General features: G+C 72.0%; 17 protein-coding genes. 2 read left to right on the forward strand and 15 right to left on the reverse strand.

Going from position 1 to position 19,430, the window contains the following annotated elements; translation table 11 throughout:
• Positions 1-16 precede the first annotated feature (16 nt).
• From ABD330_RS25660 to rsmH, 15 genes are all read right to left on the reverse strand, one after another.
• Positions 17-307 carry a YggT family protein gene (locus tag ABD330_RS25660; RefSeq protein WP_344468359.1) on the reverse strand — a complete coding sequence of 97 codons (291 nt, stop codon included), beginning with the start codon at positions 305-307 and terminating at the stop codon, positions 17-19.
• 90 nt (positions 308-397) lie between these two features.
• Positions 398-997 (reverse strand): cell division protein SepF, encoded by a 600-nt coding sequence (locus ABD330_RS25665; RefSeq protein WP_344468360.1) that lies wholly within the window; start codon positions 995-997, stop codon positions 398-400.
• Between the two features lie 230 nt (positions 998-1,227).
• Complete coding sequence (locus ABD330_RS25670; protein ID WP_344468361.1) at positions 1,228-2,016, reverse strand: YggS family pyridoxal phosphate-dependent enzyme; 789 nt, start codon at positions 2,014-2,016, stop codon at positions 1,228-1,230.
• 5 nt (positions 2,017-2,021) lie between these two features.
• Positions 2,022-2,747, reverse strand: coding sequence for a peptidoglycan editing factor PgeF (gene pgeF, locus ABD330_RS25675; protein ID WP_344468362.1), 726 nt, complete (start codon positions 2,745-2,747; stop codon positions 2,022-2,024).
• Entirely contained in the window at positions 2,744-3,946 is a 1,203-nt protein-coding gene (ftsZ, locus tag ABD330_RS25680) for a cell division protein FtsZ (protein WP_344468363.1), read from the reverse strand. Before ftsZ ends, pgeF begins: the two co-directional genes overlap by 4 nt.
• Before the next feature lie 392 nt (positions 3,947-4,338).
• Entirely contained in the window at positions 4,339-5,115 is a 777-nt protein-coding gene (locus tag ABD330_RS25685; RefSeq protein ID WP_344468364.1) for a cell division protein FtsQ/DivIB, read from the reverse strand.
• Positions 5,108-6,214 carry an undecaprenyldiphospho-muramoylpentapeptide beta-N-acetylglucosaminyltransferase gene (gene murG / locus ABD330_RS25690; protein ID WP_344468365.1) on the reverse strand — a complete coding sequence of 369 codons (1,107 nt, stop codon included), beginning with the start codon at positions 6,212-6,214 and terminating at the stop codon, positions 5,108-5,110. Before murG ends, ABD330_RS25685 begins: the two co-directional genes overlap by 8 nt.
• 6 nt (positions 6,215-6,220) lie before the next feature.
• Complete coding sequence (gene ftsW / locus ABD330_RS25695) at positions 6,221-7,486, reverse strand: putative lipid II flippase FtsW (protein ID WP_344468395.1); 1,266 nt, start codon at positions 7,484-7,486, stop codon at positions 6,221-6,223.
• A 233-nt stretch (positions 7,487-7,719) separates the two neighbouring features.
• Positions 7,720-9,144: a UDP-N-acetylmuramoyl-L-alanine--D-glutamate ligase gene (murD, locus tag ABD330_RS25700; protein WP_344468366.1), complete on the reverse strand. Its 1,425-nt coding sequence runs from the start codon at positions 9,142-9,144 to the stop codon at positions 7,720-7,722.
• The gene (gene mraY / locus ABD330_RS25705; RefSeq protein WP_344468396.1) at positions 9,141-10,202 is read right to left on the reverse strand and encodes a phospho-N-acetylmuramoyl-pentapeptide-transferase; all 1,062 of its coding nucleotides are present in this window, start codon (positions 10,200-10,202) and stop codon (positions 9,141-9,143) included. Before mraY ends, murD begins: the two co-directional genes overlap by 4 nt.
• Positions 10,202-11,605, reverse strand: coding sequence for a UDP-N-acetylmuramoyl-tripeptide--D-alanyl-D-alanine ligase (locus tag ABD330_RS25710; RefSeq protein WP_344468367.1), 1,404 nt, complete (start codon positions 11,603-11,605; stop codon positions 10,202-10,204). Before ABD330_RS25710 ends, mraY begins: the two co-directional genes overlap by 1 nt.
• The gene (locus ABD330_RS25715; RefSeq protein ID WP_344468368.1) at positions 11,602-13,167 is read right to left on the reverse strand and encodes a UDP-N-acetylmuramoyl-L-alanyl-D-glutamate--2,6-diaminopimelate ligase; all 1,566 of its coding nucleotides are present in this window, start codon (positions 13,165-13,167) and stop codon (positions 11,602-11,604) included. The genes ABD330_RS25710 and ABD330_RS25715 overlap by 4 nt, the downstream gene beginning before the upstream one ends.
• An 86-nt stretch (positions 13,168-13,253) precedes the next feature.
• Entirely contained in the window at positions 13,254-15,293 is a 2,040-nt protein-coding gene (locus tag ABD330_RS25720) for a peptidoglycan D,D-transpeptidase FtsI family protein (protein ID WP_344468369.1), read from the reverse strand.
• Positions 15,290-15,763, reverse strand: coding sequence for a cell division protein FtsL (ftsL, locus tag ABD330_RS25725; RefSeq protein ID WP_344468370.1), 474 nt, complete (start codon positions 15,761-15,763; stop codon positions 15,290-15,292). Before ftsL ends, ABD330_RS25720 begins: the two co-directional genes overlap by 4 nt.
• Before the next feature lie 167 nt (positions 15,764-15,930).
• Positions 15,931-16,908 carry a 16S rRNA (cytosine(1402)-N(4))-methyltransferase RsmH gene (gene rsmH, locus ABD330_RS25730; protein WP_344468371.1) on the reverse strand — a complete coding sequence of 326 codons (978 nt, stop codon included), beginning with the start codon at positions 16,906-16,908 and terminating at the stop codon, positions 15,931-15,933.
• 533 nt (positions 16,909-17,441) lie between these two features.
• Here rsmH and ABD330_RS25735 point away from each other — a divergent pair.
• Together ABD330_RS25735 and ABD330_RS25740 are read left to right on the forward strand one after the other, a co-directional pair.
• Positions 17,442-17,981 carry a beta-class carbonic anhydrase gene (locus ABD330_RS25735; protein WP_344468372.1) on the forward strand — a complete coding sequence of 180 codons (540 nt, stop codon included), beginning with the start codon at positions 17,442-17,444 and terminating at the stop codon, positions 17,979-17,981.
• A gap of 438 nt (positions 17,982-18,419) precedes the next feature.
• A complete protein-coding gene (locus ABD330_RS25740) occupies positions 18,420-19,430 on the forward strand; it encodes an AAA family ATPase (protein ID WP_425555636.1) in 1,011 nt (336 codons plus the stop codon).

The raw sequence follows: 19,430 nt of genomic DNA on the forward strand, positions 1-19,430 counted from the left end.
CATCCTGTCGCAGCGCTCAAGACGGCAGAGTCAGCACGAGCGATCTCAGGACAAACACAATGATCATCAGTACGAAGAAGGACAGGTCGAGCGCCACGCCCCCGAGACGCAACGGCGGGATGAATCGCCGAAGAAGCTTGAGTGGCGGATCCGTGACAGTGTACGTGGCCTCCAGGACCATGACCATGGCCTTCCCGGGACGCCACGAACGGGCGAACTGGAAGACCCAGTCCATGACCAGCCGGAAGAGCAGGATGAGCAGGAAGACGCTGAGTGCCCAGTAGAGCACCAGCCACACGATCCCCATCCCGTTTCCCTCTCCCTGGCCGACGAACCGTCAGCCACTTCCTGGCAGTCACTCACTGTTTCCTGATCCACACGTAAAGTCGTGGCCGGGTCAGCTCTGGTTGAAGAACCCACCCTCGGCGATCCGAGCCTTGTCCTCCGCCGTTACATCGACGTTAGCAGGCGACAGGAGGAACACCTTCTGCGTCACTCGCTCGATACTGCCGTGAAGACCGAAGACGAGTCCAGCGGCGAAGTCTACGAGTCGCTTCGCGTCGGTGTCGTCCATCTCGGTCAAATTCATGATCACCGGGGTGCCGCCACGGAACTGCTCCCCGATGGTACGGGCCTCGTTGTAGGTCCGGGGGTGCAGCGTGGTGATGCGGTACGGCTCTCGTTCGTTCACGACCTTGGGCATGATCACCGGGGCGCTCTTCTCCAGGTTGTGGCGGCGTTCGGGTGTGATGGATGACACTGGAGCCATCCGCGGCGGCTCCTGCCGGATCGGCACGGCGGCCGGGACGGGCTGCGGAGCGATATGGGCGACGGGGGCCGGCGCCGCGGCGGCCCGCTGCAGGTCCTCCGTCCGCCCGGTCCGGATCGGCTCGGGGTCCGTGTCGTAGTCGTCGTCGGGGTCGTACCCCTGGCCGTCGTACGTCTCGTCCTCCACGAGGCCGAGGTAGACCGCCATCTTGCGCATTGCGCCGGCCATACTCCTGTCTCCTCCGCTCTGTGGTGGATCGGCTCCGTCGCCGGCGGCCTTCGCCTGCGGCCCAGCCGATATCGACCAGCGCGGCCTTCCTGCACCCCGTCAGGACGACGGTCCGTCAGGTTGGTGAGGGGAGGGCTGCGGAGATGCGATCCACGGTTCGCTAGCGCTGTGGACAGCTGCTAGGTTCTGTCCTGTTTTGTCCTGCAGTCTGATCTACTTACTCGGTGACGTTACCGGAGCGGTGACCGCACTCCGAGCACCGCAGTACCGACGCGTACATGTGTCGCCCCGGCCGCCACGGCCTGCTCCAAGTCCCCGCTCATTCCTGCGGAAACCATGGTGGCAGCAGGATGGGCCGCCCGTACGGCTGTTGCGATTTCCGCCAGCCGCTCGAAGGCCCTGGCAGGGTCCCCGGCCAGTGGTCCGGCGAGCGGGGCGACCGTCATCACACCGGCCAGTCGCAGCCCGGGCGTGTCGGCGATCCGGTCGGCCAGCGCGAGCACCTCACCGGGCCCCACTCCGGCCCGGCCGGCGCCCTCCCCCGCCTCCTGGTCCAGCGCGACCTGGACCAGGCAGCCCAGCGGGGCACGCTCCGACCTGAGGACGGCGGCGGAGAGCGACTCGGCCAGCCGCGGCCGGTCCACCGAGTGCACCAGATCCGCGTAGCGGACCACCGAGCGGACCTTGTTCGTCTGCAACTGGCCGACGAAGTGCCAGGTGAGCGGCAGTGCGGCGCAGGTCTCCGCCTTGGGCGCGGCGTCCTGGTCGCGGTTCTCCGCCACGTCGGTGACGCCGAGACCGGCCAGCAGGGCGGTGTCCTCGGCGGGGTAGGTCTTGGTGACCACGATCAGGGTGACCTCGTCGCGCGGGCGGCCGGCGGCCGCGCAGGCGTCCGCGATCCGGCGCTCGACGACCTCCAGGTTGGTGCCGAGCTCCTCGTACCGGGCCAGCTGCCGCGGCGTCAGCCCGGCCGAGAAGTCGGAGCGTCCCGGGAACGGCGCGTAGATGTCGTTCGTCATGAGTGTCAGCTGTCCAACCAGACGTAGCTCGCGAGCCGGCCCGTGCGCTGCTCGCGGCGATAGGAGTAGTGATCGGCCGACTCAAGGGTGCAGACCTCGGAGCGCACCACCTCGGTGACCCCGGCCTCGGCCAGCTGGGCCGCGACCCCGGCCGGGATGTCCAGCGCCGGGGTGCCCCAGGAGGTCTCGGCGTACGCGGCGGGCACCAGTGCGGCGACCTCCGCGCGGAGCGCCGCCGGGACTTCGTAGCAGCGCCCGCAGACGGCGGGCCCGACGGCCGCGATGATCCGCCCCACCGAGGCGCCCTGCGCCGCCATCGCCCGGACGGCCGCCGGGACGACCCCGGCGGCGAGTCCCGGCCGGCCCGCGTGAGCTGCGGCGACGACCCCGGCGACGGGGTCGGCCAGCAGGACGGGCGTGCAGTCGGCGGTGAGCACCGCGAGGGCGAGCGGGCGGTCGGTGACCACCGCGTCCACCCTCGGGGCCTCCCCCTCCGGCTGGCGCTCCGTCACCACGGCCACCTCGGCGCCGTGCACCTGGTTCATCCAGACCACGTCGGCCGGGTCGAGCCCGAGCGAGCGGGCCGCGAGGGAGCGGTTCTGCCGGACGGCCGCCGGATCGTCCCCGACCGCGCCGCCGAGGTTGAGCTCCCCGTACGGCACTGTGCTCACCCCGCCCCACCGGTCGGTGAAGGCGAAGTGAGCACCGTTGCGAACAAACGTGTCAGTCACTTAAGGAAGTCTGGCACGTCGAGTTCCTCGGCGGGACTCTCCACGTACGGCTGCCGGGCCGGCTGCACCTGCGGCGGCACCGGGGCGGCGGTGCCGACGGAGGACCCCGAGCGGGACTCCTCCGGGCGGGCCGTCACCGAGCCGATGCCGTACGAGGGCCGGGTGGCCGGACGCTCCGGGGCGGCCGCCGGGGCGGCCGGGGTGGCCGGGCTGGTCGCCTTGACCACCGGGTCGCGGACGATGGCCGGCGGCTGACCGCCGTCGAAGCCGGCCGCGATCACGGTGACGCGGACCTCGTCGCCGAGGGCGTCGTCGATGACCGCACCGAAGATGATGTTGGCCTCGGGGTGCGCCGCCTCGGCGACCAGCTGGGCCGACTCGTTGATCTCGAACAGGCCGAGGTCGGAACCGCCGGAGATGGAGAGCAGCACGCCGCGCGCGCCGTCGATCGAGGCCTCCAGCAGCGGCGAGGAGATCGCCATCACGGCGGCCGCCTTCGCGCGGTCCTCGCCCCTGGCCGAGCCGATGCCCATCAGCGCCGAACCGGCGTCCGACATGACCGACTTGACGTCGGCGAAGTCGAGGTTGATCAGACCCGGGGTGGTGATCAGGTCGGTGATGCCCTGGACGCCCGACAGCAGCACCTGGTCGGCGGAGCGGAACGCGTCCAGCACGCTGACCTGGCGGTCCGAGATGGACAGCAGCCGGTCGTTGGGGATGACGATGAGGGTGTCGACCTCTTCGCGCAGGCCGGCGATGCCGTCCTCGGCCTGGTTCGCGCGGCGGCGGCCCTCGAAGGTGAAGGGGCGGGTGACCACGCCGATGGTGAGCGCGCCGAGCGAGCGGGCGATGTTGGCGACCACGGGCGCGCCGCCGGTGCCGGTGCCGCCGCCCTCGCCGGCGGTGACGAAGACCATGTCGGCCCCCTTGAGGACCTCCTCGATCTCGTCGCGGTGGTCCTCGGCGGCCTTGCGGCCGACCTCGGGGTTGGCCCCGGCGCCGAGGCCCCGGGTGAGTTCACGGCCCACGTCGAGCTTGACGTCGGCGTCGCTCATCAGGAGGGCCTGCGCATCGGTGTTGATCGCGATGAACTCGACGCCCTTGAGACCGACCTCGATCATCCGGTTGATGGCGTTGACACCACCGCCGCCGATACCGACGACCTTGATGACTGCGAGGTAGTTCTGCGGTGCTGCCACGTCGAAGGCCTCTCGCCTCGAATTTCCGGGTCGGTCCCCCACGGTGCGTGGAAACCGACGGATGTCGATGGGTTGGGAGTACGGTTTCGTGACTGTATGTCCGAAATTCCGACCACCGACCCGAACCCTAAACTTGACGTTTAGAGTTACTGGTGTGCCTACGTCAGGTCACCGTTCCGGCAAGACGGCGCGAAGCTGCTGCCAGGAACTGCCTGGTGACACAGGACACTAGGTCGCGACGGGCCGGTGTTCAACGAACACGCCGAGCTTCCCTTTTTTCTTTTGAGCCTATGTGATCATCAACCGCCCGGTGAAACCGGGGGGTGACCACCGAGGGTCGGCCAGGAGCCGGGGCTCCGTCAATACCGCCCTCGGACCTAGAACTTACCGGATCAACCCGACACCGCAGGCGCGTCCGGCGCACTCACGTCATAATTCGCGCCCTTCTGCCCCAGCAGCGCGGTGAGCACCTTGGCCTTGCGGTCCGTCCGCTCGGCACTGCCCCAGAACACCGTCGCACCCCCGCTGAGCTGCACGCGGATGTCGTCGTACGAGTACACCCGAACCGCTCCGGCACGCCCCTGGACGTCCTGCGGGAGCCCTGCGGCCACGGTGATCGCGGCCCGCACCAACTCGGGCCGGCCGATCACCGCCAGGGATTCGTTCGCCTGCTGACCGAGTGCCAGCTCCACCACCGGAACCCCGGCGGGGGCGCTCGCCTCGGTGGCGAAACTCACCCCGCCGGCGTCGACCTGGCTGAATTTGCCATCGTCGGTCCTGACCGCGGCCACCGCTTTACGCTCGACCAGCTTCACCCGAAGGGTGTGCGGCCACCCCCGCCAGACCTCCGCCTTCGCCACCCGGGGGATGGCCTCGACCCGGTGCCGGGCCTCGTCCAGGTCGACCCGGGCGAGCGGCCCGCTGCGCAGGTCGCCGAGCGCCTCGCGGACCTGGTCCGCCGTCAGCCGGTCGTCCGTGAGGCCCTGGACGGCGACGCTGCGCACGTCCAGGACCGCGGAGAAGAAGACCAGCCAGCAGACCAGGCCCGCGAGCAGCGCGCCCGCCGCACTCAGCACCACGACCCCGCGCCGGGAGAGCCGGAGCCGGGCCGCGGGCGGCCCGTACTCCTCGTCCTCCAGGGCGTCGTCGAGAACCGAGGCGTCAGCCACGTCGGCGGCCGCCCCTGGCGGCGTCGATCGCCTCGTACACCATTCCGACCAGCAGGTCGTCGGCGTCCCGGCGGCCGAATTCGGAGGCCGCGCGGCTCATCTCCCACAGCTTCTGCGGGTTGGTCAGCACCGGGAGGACGTTCGAGAGCACCCAGTCCGGCGTCAGCTCGGCGTCGTCCACCAGCAGACCACCGCCGGCCTTCACCATCGGCTGGGCGTTCAGCCGCTGCTCGCCGTTGCCGATCGGCAGCGGCACGAACGCGGCGGGCAGGCCGACCGCGGCCAGCTCGGCGACGGTCATCGCGCCGGCCCGGCAGAGCATCAGGTCGGCGGCGGCGTACGCGAGGTCCATCCGGTCCACGTACGGCACCGCGCGGTACGGCGGCATCCCGGGGATGTCGTCGATGTGCGGCAGCTCGTTCTTCGGGCCGACGGCGTGCAGGATCTGCACCCCGTACTGCTGGAGGCGCGGCGCGATCGCCTGGACGGTCTCGTTCAGGCGCCGGGCGCCCTGCGAGCCGCCGGAGACCAGCAGCGTGGGCAGCCGCTGGTCCAGGCCGAAGTAGTGCCGGGCCTCCGGACGCACCGCGTTCCGGTCCAGCGTGGCGATGGTGCGCCGCAGCGGGATACCGATGTAGCGGGAGTCGCGCAGCTTGCTGTCCGGGGTGGAGACGGCCACGAAGTCGGAGTAGCGGGCACCGATCTTGTTGGCCAGCCCGGGGCGCGCGTTGGCCTCGTGCACCACGATCGGCACCCCGGCCCGTTTGGCGGCCAGGTAGGCGGGCATCGCCACGTAGCCGCCGAAGCCGACCACGCAGTCCGCCTGGACCCGCTCGATGATCTCCTGGGCGGCCCGGACGGTGCCGCGCAGGCGGCCCGGGACGGTGATCAGCTCGGGGGTGGGCTTACGTGGCAGCGGTACGGCCGGGATCAGCTCCAGCTGGTAGCCGCGCTCGGGCACCAGCCGGGTCTCCAGACCGCGTTCGGTGCCCAGGGCGGTGATCCCGATGGACGGGTCGTGCCTGCGGAGGGCGTCCGCGAGGGCGAGGGCCGGCTCGATGTGACCGGCGGTCCCGCCGCCGGCGAGTACGACATGCACCGAAATTCACCGCTCCCTGCGCGCCGGCCGGGGAGCAGGGCGCGCTGTGGTTCGTCGTCGTGGCAGCACCCGGGACAGGCCAGTCCTGACCCGGGAGTTCTTGCTCCGAGCGGCCAGCGCCTTCTTCGCCCCGGGAGTGCTGCGTGCGAAGCAGAGCAGCACCCCGATGGCGCAGAGGGCCGACAGCATGGCGGACCCGCCGTAGGAGAACAGCGGGAGCGGGACGCCCGCGATGGGCAGCAGTCCCAGTGCCGACCCCAGGTTGATCATGGCTTGGGCCATGATCCACGTGGTGGCGGCTCCCGCGGCATACCTGACGAAGGGGTCCTTCGTGCCGATGGCCACTCGGATACCCGCGTAGCCTAGTGCCGCGAAGAGACCGAGAACCGACAGCGTCCCCACCAGACCGAGCTCCTCGCCTGTCGCGGCGAAGATGAAGTCGGTGTGCGCCTCCGGCAACTGACCCCATTTCTCCGTCCCGGCGCCCAGTCCGGACCCGAACGGACCACCCGCCGCGAAGGCGTACAGGCCGTGCAGCGCCTGGAAGCAGTTCAGGTTCGGATCGGGTTTGGTGACGCCGATGCAGGCCAGCCGGTCGAGCCGGTGCGGCACCGTGATGATCAGCGCGGTGCAGGCCGCCACCGCGACACCGAGCGTCGCGCCGAACAGCCGCAGTGGCGCGCCCACCATCCAGAGCAGGCCGAACAGCATCGCGATCAGGATCATCGTGGTGCCCATGTCGCCGCCGAGCATGATCAGCATGAGCATCAGCAGGGTCCCCGGGACGAGCGGCACCAGCAGGTGCTTCCACTGGTCCAGCATGTGGGTCTTCTGCTTGCGGGCCAGCAGGTCAGCGCCCCAGAGCACCAGCCCGAACTTGGCGAACTCGGAGGGCTGGATCTGGAAGAAGCCCAGGTTGATCCAGTTCCGGTTGCCGTTGACCTGCTGCCCGATGCCCGGGATCGCGACCAGCACGAGCGCCCCGACCACCACGCACAGCAGCGGGTAGACCAGCACTCGCAGGACCCGCGTCGGCATCCGGGAGAGCACCAGCATCATCGCACCGCCGAGCAGCGCGGCGACCAGTTGCTTGCGGAAGAAGAAGGTGATCGGCAGGTGACGCTGCATCACCAGGATCTGGGAGGCCGAGAAGACCATCACCAGGCCGAGCACCACCAGCAGCAGGGTGGCGCCGAGGATCAGGTAGTACGGCGTCAGCGGACGCTCCAGCAGGTACCTGATCCGGGCCCGCAGCGCGGCCAGCCGGGCCATCGGACCGGCGGCCTTGAACGTGGTCGTGGTCGCCGAGATGAACTTGAGCCCGTCACCCGCCACGTCGTCCCTTCCAGGGTTGGTCAGTCTTCAAGGGCTGCGCCATGGGCACTCGATCAGCCACAGACAGGGGCGCGGGGAACTGCGCGAAAGCGGGAGGGCACAGGTCGTCGCCTTCCGGTCTCGCGCAGTTCCCCGCGCCCCTGGTGGTGGCTGATCGTGCGCCTGAAGGGCTAACGCCCCAGTTCGTTCACGGCCGCCGCGAAGAGGTCGCCGCGCTCGCCGTAGTTGGTGAACATGTCCATCGAGGCACAGGCCGGCGCCAGCAGGACGGTGTCGCCCGCCCGGGCGAGCCCCGCGGCCACCCGGACCACCTCCGTCATCGCCACCGCGCCAGTCTGGCCCGCGGCCGCCTCGATCACCGGGACATCCGGCGCGTGTCGCGCCAGCGCGGCCCGGATCAGCTCGCGGTCCGCGCCGATCAGCACGGCCGCCCGCAGGTGCGGCGCCGCGCCCTCGGCCAGCTCGTCGAAGGCCGCGCCCTTGGCCAGGCCGCCGGCGATCCAGACGGTCGACGGGTACGCCGCCAGCGAGGCCGCCGCCGCGTGCGGGTTGGTGGCCTTGGAGTCGTCGATGTACGTGACGCCGTCGACCACCCCGACCTCGGCGATCCGGTGTGCGTCCGGGCGGAAGGCCCGCAGGCCGTCCCGGACGGCCTTCGCGTCCACCCCGTACGCACGGGCCAGCGCCGCGGCCGCCAGGGCGTTGGCGATGTTGTGCGGCGCGGGCGGGTGCACGTCCTGGGCGGAGCCGAGCTCGGCGGCGTGTCTGTGGCGGTCCGGGACGAAGGCCCGGTCCACCAGCAGCCCGTCGACCAGGCCGAACTGGGAGATGGCCGGTGCCTCCAGGCCGAAGCCGATGGCCCGGCAGCCCTCCGCCACGTCGGCCTCGCGGACCAGCGCCTCGGTGGCGGGGTCGGCCAGGTTGTAGACGCAGGCGACCTGGTTGCCCTCGTAGATCCGGCCCTTGTCGGCGGCGTACGCCTCCATCGAGCCGTGCCAGTCCAGGTGGTCGGGCGCCAGGTTGAGCACGGCGGCCGAGTGCACCCGCAGCGAGGGCGCCCAGTGCAGCTGGTAGCTGGAGAGCTCGACGGCCAGCACGTCGTACGGCTCGTCCGCCAGGACCGCGTCCAGCACCGAGACGCCCACGTTGCCGACGGCGGCGGTGCGCCTGCCCGCGGCCGTCAGGATCGAGGCGAGCATCTGGACGGTGGTGGTCTTGCCGTTGGTGCCGGTCACGGCCAGCCAGGGGGCGGGCTCGCCGGTGGCCGGCAGCGGCCTGCGCAGCTGCCAGGCCAGCTCGACGTCGCCCCAGACCGGGACGCCGGCCGCCTCGGCGGCGGCGAACAGCGGGCTGCTCGGCGGCCAGCCGGGCGAGGTGACGATCAGCCGGGTGCCCTCGGGCAGGGTCGCGCCGTCGCCGAGCCGGACGGTGACGCCCGTCAGCTCGGCGGCCTTGGCCCGCAGGCCTTCGCCGTCGCCGCCGTCCACCACGGTGACGGCCGCGCCCAGGTCCCGCAGCACCCGGGCGGCGCTGACACCGGACAGGCCGAGGCCCGCCACCACCACGGGCAGACCGGGCCACTCGACCTGTGTCATCCGGTCACCCATCCCGCGTAGAAGAGGCCGAGGCCGACGGCGACGCAGAGGCCCTGGATGATCCAGAACCGGACCACGATCAGCACCTCGCTCCACCCCTTCAGTTCGAAGTGGTGTTGTAGTGGTGCCATCTTGAACACGCGCTTGCCGGTCATCCGGAACGAGCCGACCTGGATGATCACCGAGAGGGTGATGATCACGAAGAGGCCGCCGAGCAGGGCGAGCAGCATCTCGGTCCGGGAGCAGATCGCCAGACCCGCCAGCGCGCCGCCGAGGGCGAGCGAGCCGGTGTCACCCATGAAGATCTTGGCCGGTGAGGTGTTCCACCAGAGGAAGCCGAAGCAGGAGCCCATCAGCGCGGCCGCGACCACCGCGAGGTCCAGCGGATCGCGGACGTCGTAGCAGCTGGCGGTCGCCTTCAGCGCCTGGGTGCAGCTCTGGCCGTACTGCCAGACGCCGATGAAGGTGTAGGCGCCGAAGACCATCACCGAGGCGCCGGTGGCGAGGCCGTCGAGGCCGTCGGTGAGGTTCACGCCGTTCGACATCGCGGCGATCATGAAATAGGCCCAGATGACGAACAGCACCGGGCCGATCGACCAGCCGAAGTCCCGGACGAACGACAGGTGGGTCGAGGCGGGGGTGCGCCCGGCCGAGTCGGGGAACTGCAGCGCCAGCACCGCGAAGGCGAGACCGACGAACGACTGCCCGAACAGCTTGGCCTTGGCCCGCAGGCCCAGCGAACGCTGCTTGACGACCTTGATGTAGTCGTCCAGGAAGCCGACCAGGCCCAGACCCACCGTCAGGAAGAGCACCAGCAGCCCGGAGGCGGAGGGCTCCTCACCCACTATGGCCTTGGTCGCGAAGTAGGCGACCAGGGTGGCCAGGATGAAGGCGATGCCGCCCATGGTCGGCGTACCGCGCTTGCTGTGGTGCGCCTTGGGGCCGTCGTCACGGATCATCTGGCCGTAGCCGTGCTTGGCCAGCAGCCGGATCAGCGCCGGGGTGCCCAGCAGGGACAGCACCAGGCCGATCATGCCCGCGTAGAGGATCTGCTTCATCATGCGGAAGCCACCTCCGCCAGCAGTGCTTCGGCGACCCGCTCCAGGCCCACCGAACGGGACGCCTTCACCAGGACCACGTCCCCTGGCCGCAGCTGACCCCGCAGCAGCTCGATCGCCGCGTCCGCGTCGGACACCAGCACCGACTCCTCACCCCACGAACCTTCGTTCCTCGCGCCCAGTTCCATGCAGGCCGCGTCGCGTCCGCCGACCGCCACCAGCTTGGTGACGTCCAGCCGTACCGCGAGCCGCCCGATGGCGTCGTGCTCGGTGAGGCTGTCCTCGCCGAGCTCCCGCATCTCGCCGAGCACCGCCCAGGTGCGGCGGCGCTCCGGGCCCCGGCCCCCCATCGACACGAGTGCCCGCAGCGCGGCCCTCATGGACTCGGGGTTCGCGTTGTAGGCGTCGTTGACGACGGTGACACCGTCGGCCCGGTCGACGACCTCCATGCGCCAGCGGGACAGCGCACCCGCCTCGCCCAGGGCGGCGGCGGTGTCGTCGACGGACATACCGAGCGCCAGCGCCACCGCAGCGGCGGCGAGAGCGTTCGAGACGTGGTGCTCACCGTACAGGCGCAGCTGTACCGCCGCGGAACCGGCCGGGGTGACGAGCGTGAACGATGGCCGTCCGGCGGCGTCCAGGCGAACGCCGGTGGCCCGGACGTCGGCGCCCGGGTGCTCGCCGAAGAGCACCACCCTCGCCCTGGTCCGCTCGGCCATCGCCCGCACCAGCGGGTCGTCGGCGTTCAGCACGGCCACGCCGTCGGCCGGCAGCGCCTCGACCAGCTCGCCCTTGGCCTCGGCGATGGCGGCCTTGGAGCCGAACTCGCCGACGTGCGCGGTACCGACGTTGAGCACCAGCCCGACGGTGGGCGGGGCGATCGTGGTCAGGTACGCGATGTCGCCCTTGTGCCGGGCGCCCATCTCCAGCACCAGGTGCCGGGTGGACTCCTGGACCTGCAGCACCGTCAGCGGCAGGCCGATCTCGTTGTTGAGCGAGCCCTCGGTGAAGACCGTCTCGCCCGCGCGCCGCAGCAGCTGGGCGATCAGGTCCTTGGTGCTGGTCTTCCCGGCCGAGCCGGTCAGCGCGACGACGGCGGTGTCCGGCGTGCGGGTGAGCACCGCGCGGGCCAGCCGGCCGAGCGCGGTCAGCACGTCGTCCACCAGGACGGCGGGCACGCCCACCGGGCGGCTCGCCAGCACGGCCACGGCCCCGGCCCCGACCGCGCGGGCGGCGAAGTCGTGCCCGTCCACGTGCTCGCCGACCACGGCGGCGAACAGCCCGCCGGGGCCCATCAGGCGCGAGTCCCGGTCCACCGGGCCGGTGACGACGGCAGCGGGGTCGGCGCCGTCCAGGGTGCCGCCGACGGCGGCGGCGATCTCGGCAAGGGTCAGTGCGATCACGGCTGCTGTACTCCTCGGGTTCCTCGCGGCGCCAGGGCGTGCGCGATGGCCTCGCGCAGCACCTCGCGGTCGTCGAAGGGGCGGATCTCGTCTCGTACGTACTGGCCCAGTTCGTGGCCCTTGCCCGCGACCAGGACGGTGTCCCCGGCGTGCGCGCGGGCGACGGCGTCCGCGATGGCCTGGGCCCGGTCCGGGACGACCAGCACCTCGCCGCGCTCGGCCTCGGGCACCTCGGCGGCGCCGGTGAGCATGGTGGCGAGGATCGCCAGGGCGTCCTCGGAGCGCGGGTTGTCGCTGGTCAGGACGGCCGTGTCGGCGAGCCGGGCGGCGATGGCGCCCATCGGGCCGCGCTTGAACGGGTCCCGGTCGCCGCCGCAGCCGACCACCACGTGCAGGCGGCCCTTGGTGACCTCGCGCAGCGACTCGCAGACGGCGATCAGGGCGTCCGGCTTGTGCGCGTAGTCGACCACGGCGACGTACGGCTGTCCGGCGTCCACCCGCTCCAGCCGCCCGGGCACGCCCGGCACCGAGGCGACCCCGGCGACGGCGGCCTCCAGCGGCACCCCGGCGGTGACCAGGGCGGTGATCGCGCCGAGCGCGTTCGCCACGTTGAACGGACCCGGCAGCGGCACCGAGGCGTCGGCGGCCAGACCGGCCGGGCCGAGCACCCGGAAGACCGAGCCGGTCGGGCCGAGCTGCACGTCGACGGCCCGCCAGTCGGCCGCCGGGTCGCCCTCGGCGGAGAAGGTGGTGACGGGGATCGGCGCCTCGCCGGCGAGCCGGCGGCCGTACGCGTCGTCCAGGTTGGCCACGCCCCGCTTGGACCTCTCGGGCTGGAAGAGCCTGGCCTTCGCCCGGTAGTAGTCCTCCATGTCCGGGTGGAAGTCGAGGTGCTCCGGCGTCAGGTTGTTGAACAGCGCGACGTCGTACTCGACCCCGTCCACCCGGCCGAAGACCAGGGCGTGGCTGGAGACCTCCATCACCACCGCGTCCGCGCCGCGCTCGCGCATCACGGCGAGGACGGCGTGCAGGTCGGTGGACTCGGGGGTGGTCCGCTCGCTCTTGATCCGCTCCTCGCCGACCCGCATCTCGACGGTGCCGATCACCCCGGGCACCAGGCCGGCGCCGCGCAGGCCGCCCTCGACCAGGTACGCGGTGGTGGTCTTGCCGTTGGTGCCGGTCAGGCCGATGGTGAGCAGCTGCTCGCTGGGGCGGCCGTAGAGCACGGCGGCCAGCCGGCCCATCTCGGCGCGCGGGCTCTCCACCACCAGCAGCGGGACGCCGCAGCCGGCGGCGGTCTCGGCCCCGGCCGGGTCGGTGAGCACCGCGACGGCGCCGGCGGCGGCCGCCTGCGGGGCGAAGCGCGCGCCGTGCACGTTGGCGCCGCCGAAGGCGGCGTACACGTCGCCGGGGCGCACGGCCCGGGAGTCGTGGGTGATCCCGGTGACCTGCCCACCGGTCACAGGCGCCAGGCCCAGCAGTCGGGCGACCTCGGCCAGCGGCGTCGCTGCCGGGCTGCTCGGTCGGGGCGGACTCGCGGAGATTTGATCGGGTTTCGGCACGGCGGGCAGGCTATCGGCCGAAGGGCCCCCAGGGCCAAACCGGACCGGGGTGACAGGCTTCACATCACTGCTGGGGGCGTCGTTCATCAGGGCTTCCACTCCACGGGCAGGTTCGGCGCCTCGCTGCCGCTGGGCGCGATCCGGAGGGTTTTCAGGGCGAACTCCATCACCTGTTTGAACACCGGCCCGCAGAGCTGGCCGCCGAAGTGGCCGTTGACCGGGTTCTGGATGACGCAGGAGACCGTCACCCGGGGGGCCTCGGCCGGGGCGAAGCCGATGAAGGAGGCGGTGTAGCCCGAGTACTTGCCGGTCTTCGGGTCCACCCGGTTGGCGGTGCCGGTCTTCCCGGCCACCCGGTAGCCCGGGATCTGGGCCGCGTTGCCGGTGCCCTGCTCGTCGGTGACGACCGACTCCAGCATCTCGGTGAGGGTCTTCGCGGTCTCCGGCTTGACCACCTGGGTCGCGGCGCCGGCCGGGGCCGGGACGTACCTGCCGTCCGGTCCGGTGGTGCCCGCCAGCAGGCTGGGCGCCACCCGGACGCCGCCGTTGGCGACGGTGGAGAACACCGAGGTCGCCTGGAGCGCGTTGACCGACAGACCCTGGCCGAACGGGATGGTGTACTGCTGCGAGCCGCTCCAGTCCTCCGGCTTGGCCAGCAGCCCCCGGGTCTCGCCGGGGAAGCCGATGCCGCTGGGCTGGCCGATGCCGAACCGGTGCAGGTAGTCGCCGAGCACCTTGTCGGCCTCCGGCTGGGTCTTGCCCAGGTGCTCGGCCGCCTCGATGGTGCCGATGTTGGAGGACTTGGCGAGCACCCCGGCCAGCGTCAGGTACCAGGTCTCGTGCTCGACGTCGTCGTGGAAGACCCGGTCCGAGCGCTGGAGCGTGTTCGGCACGGTGACGTGGGTGTCCCAGGAGGCGGTGCCGGTGTCCAGCACGGCGGCCATCGTCATCAGCTTGGCGGTGGAGCCGGGCTCGTAGGCGTCCTGGACGGCGGGGTTGCCGAGCTGGGCCGACTTGGCGGTGGAGAGGTCGTTGGGGTTGAAGCCGGGCGAGGAGGCCATCGCCAGCACCTGGCCGGTCTTCACGTCCTGGACTATCACGTAGCCCTTGTCCGCCCCGGCGTTGGCCACCTGGTCGGTGATGGCCCGCTGGGCGGCCCACTGGATGTCCCGGTTGACGGTCAGCCGCAGGTCCGAACCGGGCACGGGGGTGAGCCGGCTGCCGCCGGCGGCCACCGTCCGGCCGCCCGCCGAGGCGGCGGTGGTCTTGCCGGCCGTGCCCGCGAGCTCGTGCTCGTACTGGAGCTCCAGGCCGCCGCTGCCGACGCCGTCGCTGTTGACGTAGCCGACCAGGTTGGCGGCCAGCCCGTCGGCGGGGTACACCCGGCGGGTGGTCGGCTCGGCGGTGACCGAGGCCAGCGGGTTGAAGCAGGCGTCGTCCAGGAACTGCCGTCCGCCCTGGTCGGCGGGCTTGCCGAGCAGGGAGCGCTGGGCGCGGCAGGCCTTGGTGTCGACCTGCTTGGCGAGCGCCGTCCGCAGGTCGCCGATCTGCTTCTTGCCCTCGGGGCTCTGCCGGGGCGACAGCATCGCCCACTGGGTCTTCGGGGTGTGCAGCGCGGTCGCCAGCTGCTCCTTGGTCCGCCCCACGATCGGGGCGAGCAGCGCGGCCGCCTGCTCGGGGGCGTCCGGGATGTGCGACTTCTCGGGGGTGTAGGCCGAGGGGTCGCCGGTGATGTCGTACGCGTCCACCGTGGTGGCCAGTACGACACCGTCGGAGGACGTTATCGAGCCGCGTTCGGCGGGGAGCTTGACCTCCACGTACTTGTTGGCGCCCGCCTGGGCGGCCAGCGAGTCGGAGTCGACCAGCTGGAGCTGCACGAGGCGCGCACCGAACAGCACGAGCACGAGGCCGAGCGCGCCGGTGATCACCCGCAGGCGGCGGCGCGGATCGGCCAGCTTGATCGCACGCGGCTGCGGCCGGGGCCCCGGGCGGGGCGCCGGCGGGCGGGGGCGGCGCGCGGGGCCGCCGCGCCGGTCGGCGGCCCGCTGCTGCGGCGTACGCGGCCGGGCGCCCGGCGGGGCCGGTTTCGGGCCCGGCCTGCGCGGGGGCTGACGGGGTGTGCTCATCGCGGCGTACCTCCGGCCGGGGCGGACGGGTTGACCGGCGGCGCCGGGTCGATCTGGACGCCGCCGTCCCCGCCCTGGGAGGCGCCGGGTGACGCGCCGGTGCCGGGGGAGGCGCCGGACGAGGGGTTGGGCACCGGGCTGGGCGAGCCGGCCTGCGGCCACATGTCGGTGCCGGAGCGTTTCACCGGCGCGCCGTCCTGGGCCTGGCCCGGCTTGCCGATCACCTTGCCGTCGTCCTGCAGGAAGGCCGGGTCGCCGCCGGGCACCATGCCCAGCTCACGGGCCCGCCGCTCCAGCGCGTCGGGGGCCGAGCCCTGGTTGATCTGCTGCTGGAGGGTCTGCTGCTGGTCGGTCAGCTCGGTGGTCTGCTTCTGCAGCCGGGAGAGCTCGAAGGTGCCCTCGTTCAGCGCGGTGTTGAGCATCAGCAGGCCGAGCAGCCCGCCGGTGAGCAGGGCCACGACCAGGACCACGAAGGGGGCACGCCCCCGGGCCGACCGGGCCCCCGGCCGTACGGTGATCCGTGCTCTGCCGCTCTGCCCGGGGAGCAGCCCGCTCCCCCGCTGTGCTCGACCCCCTGGGCCTCTGCCGGCCACCGGCACTGCGCTCTCCCTCGCCCGTTCGTCCCCCGTCGGCCTGGTCAGCCCCGGGAGGTGCTTCGGTCCCTGATCCTCTCCGCCACCCGCAGCCGCACGGACGCGGCGCGCCGGTTCTCCTCGATCTCCTGCTCGGTGGCCAGCTCGGCCCCCCGGGTGAGCAGCTTCAGCCAGGGCTGGTGCTCCTCGGGGATGACCGGCAGGCCGGGCGGGGCCGTGTTGGTGGCACCGGCCGCGAAGTACTGCTTCACCAGACGGTCCTCCAGCGACTGGAAGGACATCACCGCGATCCGGCCGCCGACCGCGAGCACGTCCAGGGCGCCCGGGATCGCCCGGTCCAGGACCTCCAGTTCGCCGTTGACCTCGATCCGCAGCGCCTGGAAGGTCCGCTTGGCCGGGTTGCCGCCGGTGCGGCGGGTGGCGGCGGGAATGGCATTGCGTACCAACTCGACCAGACGCGCGCTGTTGGTGAACGGTTCCTTCTCGCGCTCGCGCAGGATCACCGAGGCGATCTTCCCGGCGAACCGCTCCTCACCGTAGACCTTGAGGATCCGGGCCAGCTGCCCGTGCGGGTAGGTGTTGAGCACGTCGGCGGCCGTCAGGCCCCGGGTCTGGTCCATCCGCATGTCGAGCGGCGCGTCCTGGGCGTAGGCGAAGCCCCGGTCGGCCTCGTCCAGTTGCATCGAGGAGACACCCAGGTCGAACAGGATGCCCTGGACCTTCCGGATGCCCAGGCCTGCCAGGACCGCGGGGATCTCGTCGTACACCGCGTGCACCAGGGTGGCGCGCTCGCCGAAGCGGGCCAGCCGCTCGCCGGCGAGCCTGAGCGCGGACGGGTCGCGGTCGACGGCGACGAGCCGGACCTCGGGGAACTGCGTGAGCAGCGCCTCACTGTGGCCGCCGAGCCCGAGCGTGCCGTCCACCACCACCGCGCCGGGCGCCGAGATCGCGGGGGCGAGCGCGTCGACGCAGCGCTGGAGCATCACCGAAACGTGCTTGGATGCCGGGCTGTCGGTGCTCATGCGCGGTGGCGCCCTTCTTCGGTGCGAAGCGCCCGTGATCAGGCCGCTGTGAAGCACCATTTTGGACCACTCGGGAGGCTTTCCCGCACGCCGCCCGTGGTCCCCGCCCGCTCGCCTGGGGAAGGAGTGGCCGCCCGGCACCGGGGAAGGTGCGCCAGGAGGCACGGAGCGGGAGGAGGCCGCGGGCGGCGTACCGGACGCACCGGTCAACCCGGAAGGCTCAGTTGACGGCCTGCGGCGGGTGTGCTCCACTGCGCCGCAACTCTATCGCGAGCGGGTCTCCAGTCAATCGTCCGCGACGGCGCACCACCCGGGCGGAGGTACACATCCGCGCAGGCCGGAGCGGTCGCCCCCGCTCCCGTCCCCCGGTCGGGCGCATGCGCACCCGCCCTGGCGCGCGCCGGGCAAACCGGGACAGACGGGACCAGACTGCCAGTGCGCCGCTCGCGCCCCGCTATGTGCTCCATCACACCGGTGCAATAGGTGCTCCCCACCCTCACCACAGCGGACAAAATCCTATTAGCGTCTTCCCCATGACAGTGACCCCCGAGCGGCCCACGCCGACCGCCGCTGCCGGCCAGACCGTGAACATCGTCGACCGCTTCGTCGAAGCGAACCGTGCCTACGCGGTGCAGTACCGCGACGGCGGGATGGACGCCCGTCCCGTCCAGCACGTCACCGTGGTCGCCTGCATGGACGCCCGGCTCGACCTGTTCGCCGCACTCGGCCTCGAACTCGGCGACGCCCACGTGATCCGCAACGCCGGCGGCGTCGTCACCGACGACACCATCCGCTCGCTCACCATCAGCCAGCGCGCCCTGGGCACCAGCTCGATCGCCCTGATCCACCACACCGGCTGCGGCCTGCTCGGCCTGACCGAGGACTTCCGCCGCGAACTCGAACTGGAGGTCGGCCAGCGCCCGCAGTGGGCCGTCGAATCCTTCATCGACCTGGACGGCGACGTCCGCCAGTCCATGCAGCGCGTCCGCACCTCCCCCTTCCTGCTGCACACCGACGACGTCCGAGGCTTCGTCTTCGACGTCCACACGGGACTCCTCCGCGAGGTCTTCTAACGAAGCCCACACAGCTCCGCAGCTCGCCAAAGTTGCACCATCCAGGGGCGCGGGGAACTGCGCGAGATCGGAAGGCACCGCGCCGCACCTCCCGACTTCGCGCAGTTCCCCGCGCCCCTGGGTAGTACCGGTGAATCTTCAGCAGTAAGCACCGCGCCCCCGGGGTAGTACCGGTGCACCTTCAGCGGCAAGCACCGCCCCCCGGACGAACCGGGACACTCCGGGCGTGTCGCCCGAGCGGGTGACTTCTGGCCGCCCGACAGGGAAGAATGCGGCTTCAGGCTAGACCCCGCACCACCTGGGGCTGCCTGGCCACGCGGCACCGCCCACCGACGGCCCGGCCCCAACCCGGAACCGCCCGGCACGCGGCCGCGTGATCGGGGTGGGGGCCGGGCTCGCGACGAGGTCCGGCAGGAATCGGGCCATGGGAGCTATCGGGTGACGACCTACAACGGACAGACCGCCGCAGTCGGAGCGGCCGCGCCACGTCCGGCCGGGCTGCACGAGCTCGGTGCGGTGGTCGAGCGGGTCCGCGACTCGGTGGAGAGTGTCATCGAGGGCAAGCCGGAGGCGGTCCGGATCGCCCTGACGGTGATGCTCGCCGAGGGCCACCTGCTGCTGGAGGACGTCCCGGGCGTCGGCAAGACCATGCTGGCCAAGGCGCTCGCCAGGTCGGTCGACTGCACCGTGCGCCGGATCCAGTTCACCCCCGACCTGCTGCCCTCGGACGTGACGGGCACCAGTGTCTTCGACCAGAACCGCCGGGACTTCGAGTTCCGCCCGGGCGCGATCTTCGCGCAGATCGTGGTCGGCGACGAGATCAACCGCGCCTCGCCGAAGACCCAGTCCGCGCTGCTGGAGTCGATGGAGGAGCGCCAGGTCACCATCGACGGCACCACCCACGCACTGCCCTCGCCGTTCATGGTGATCGCCACCCAGAACCCGGTGGAGATGGAGGGCACCTACCCGCTCCCCGAGGCGCAGCGCGACCGGTTCATGGCCCGGATCTCGATCGGCTACCCGAGCGCCGAGGCCGAGTTCCGGATGCTCGACCTGCACGGCGGCGCCAACCCGCTGGACGACCTCCAGCCGGTCGCGCACGCCCACGACATCCTCAAGCTGATCGACGTGGTCCGCACGGTGCACGTCGCCGACGCGGTCCGCCGGTACGCGGTCGACCTGGTCGCCGCCACCCGCTCCTCCCCCGAGCTGCGCCTCGGCGCCTCGCCCCGCGCCACCCTGCACCTGGTCCGGGCCGCCCGGGCCGCCGCCGCGCTGGAGGGGCGCGAGTACGTGGTGCCGGACGACATCCAGGCGCTCGCCGTCCCGGTGCTCGCGCACCGCCTGCTGCCCACCGCCGAGACCCAGCTCAGCCGCCGCAGCGCCGAGCAGGTCGTACTCGACCTGGTCGCCCGGCTGCCCGTCCCCCGTCCGCAGGGCCGGTTCTGA

It is taken from the genome of Kitasatospora kazusensis, assembly GCF_039529945.1.
Classification (GTDB): domain Bacteria; phylum Actinomycetota; class Actinomycetes; order Streptomycetales; family Streptomycetaceae; genus Kitasatospora; species Kitasatospora kazusensis.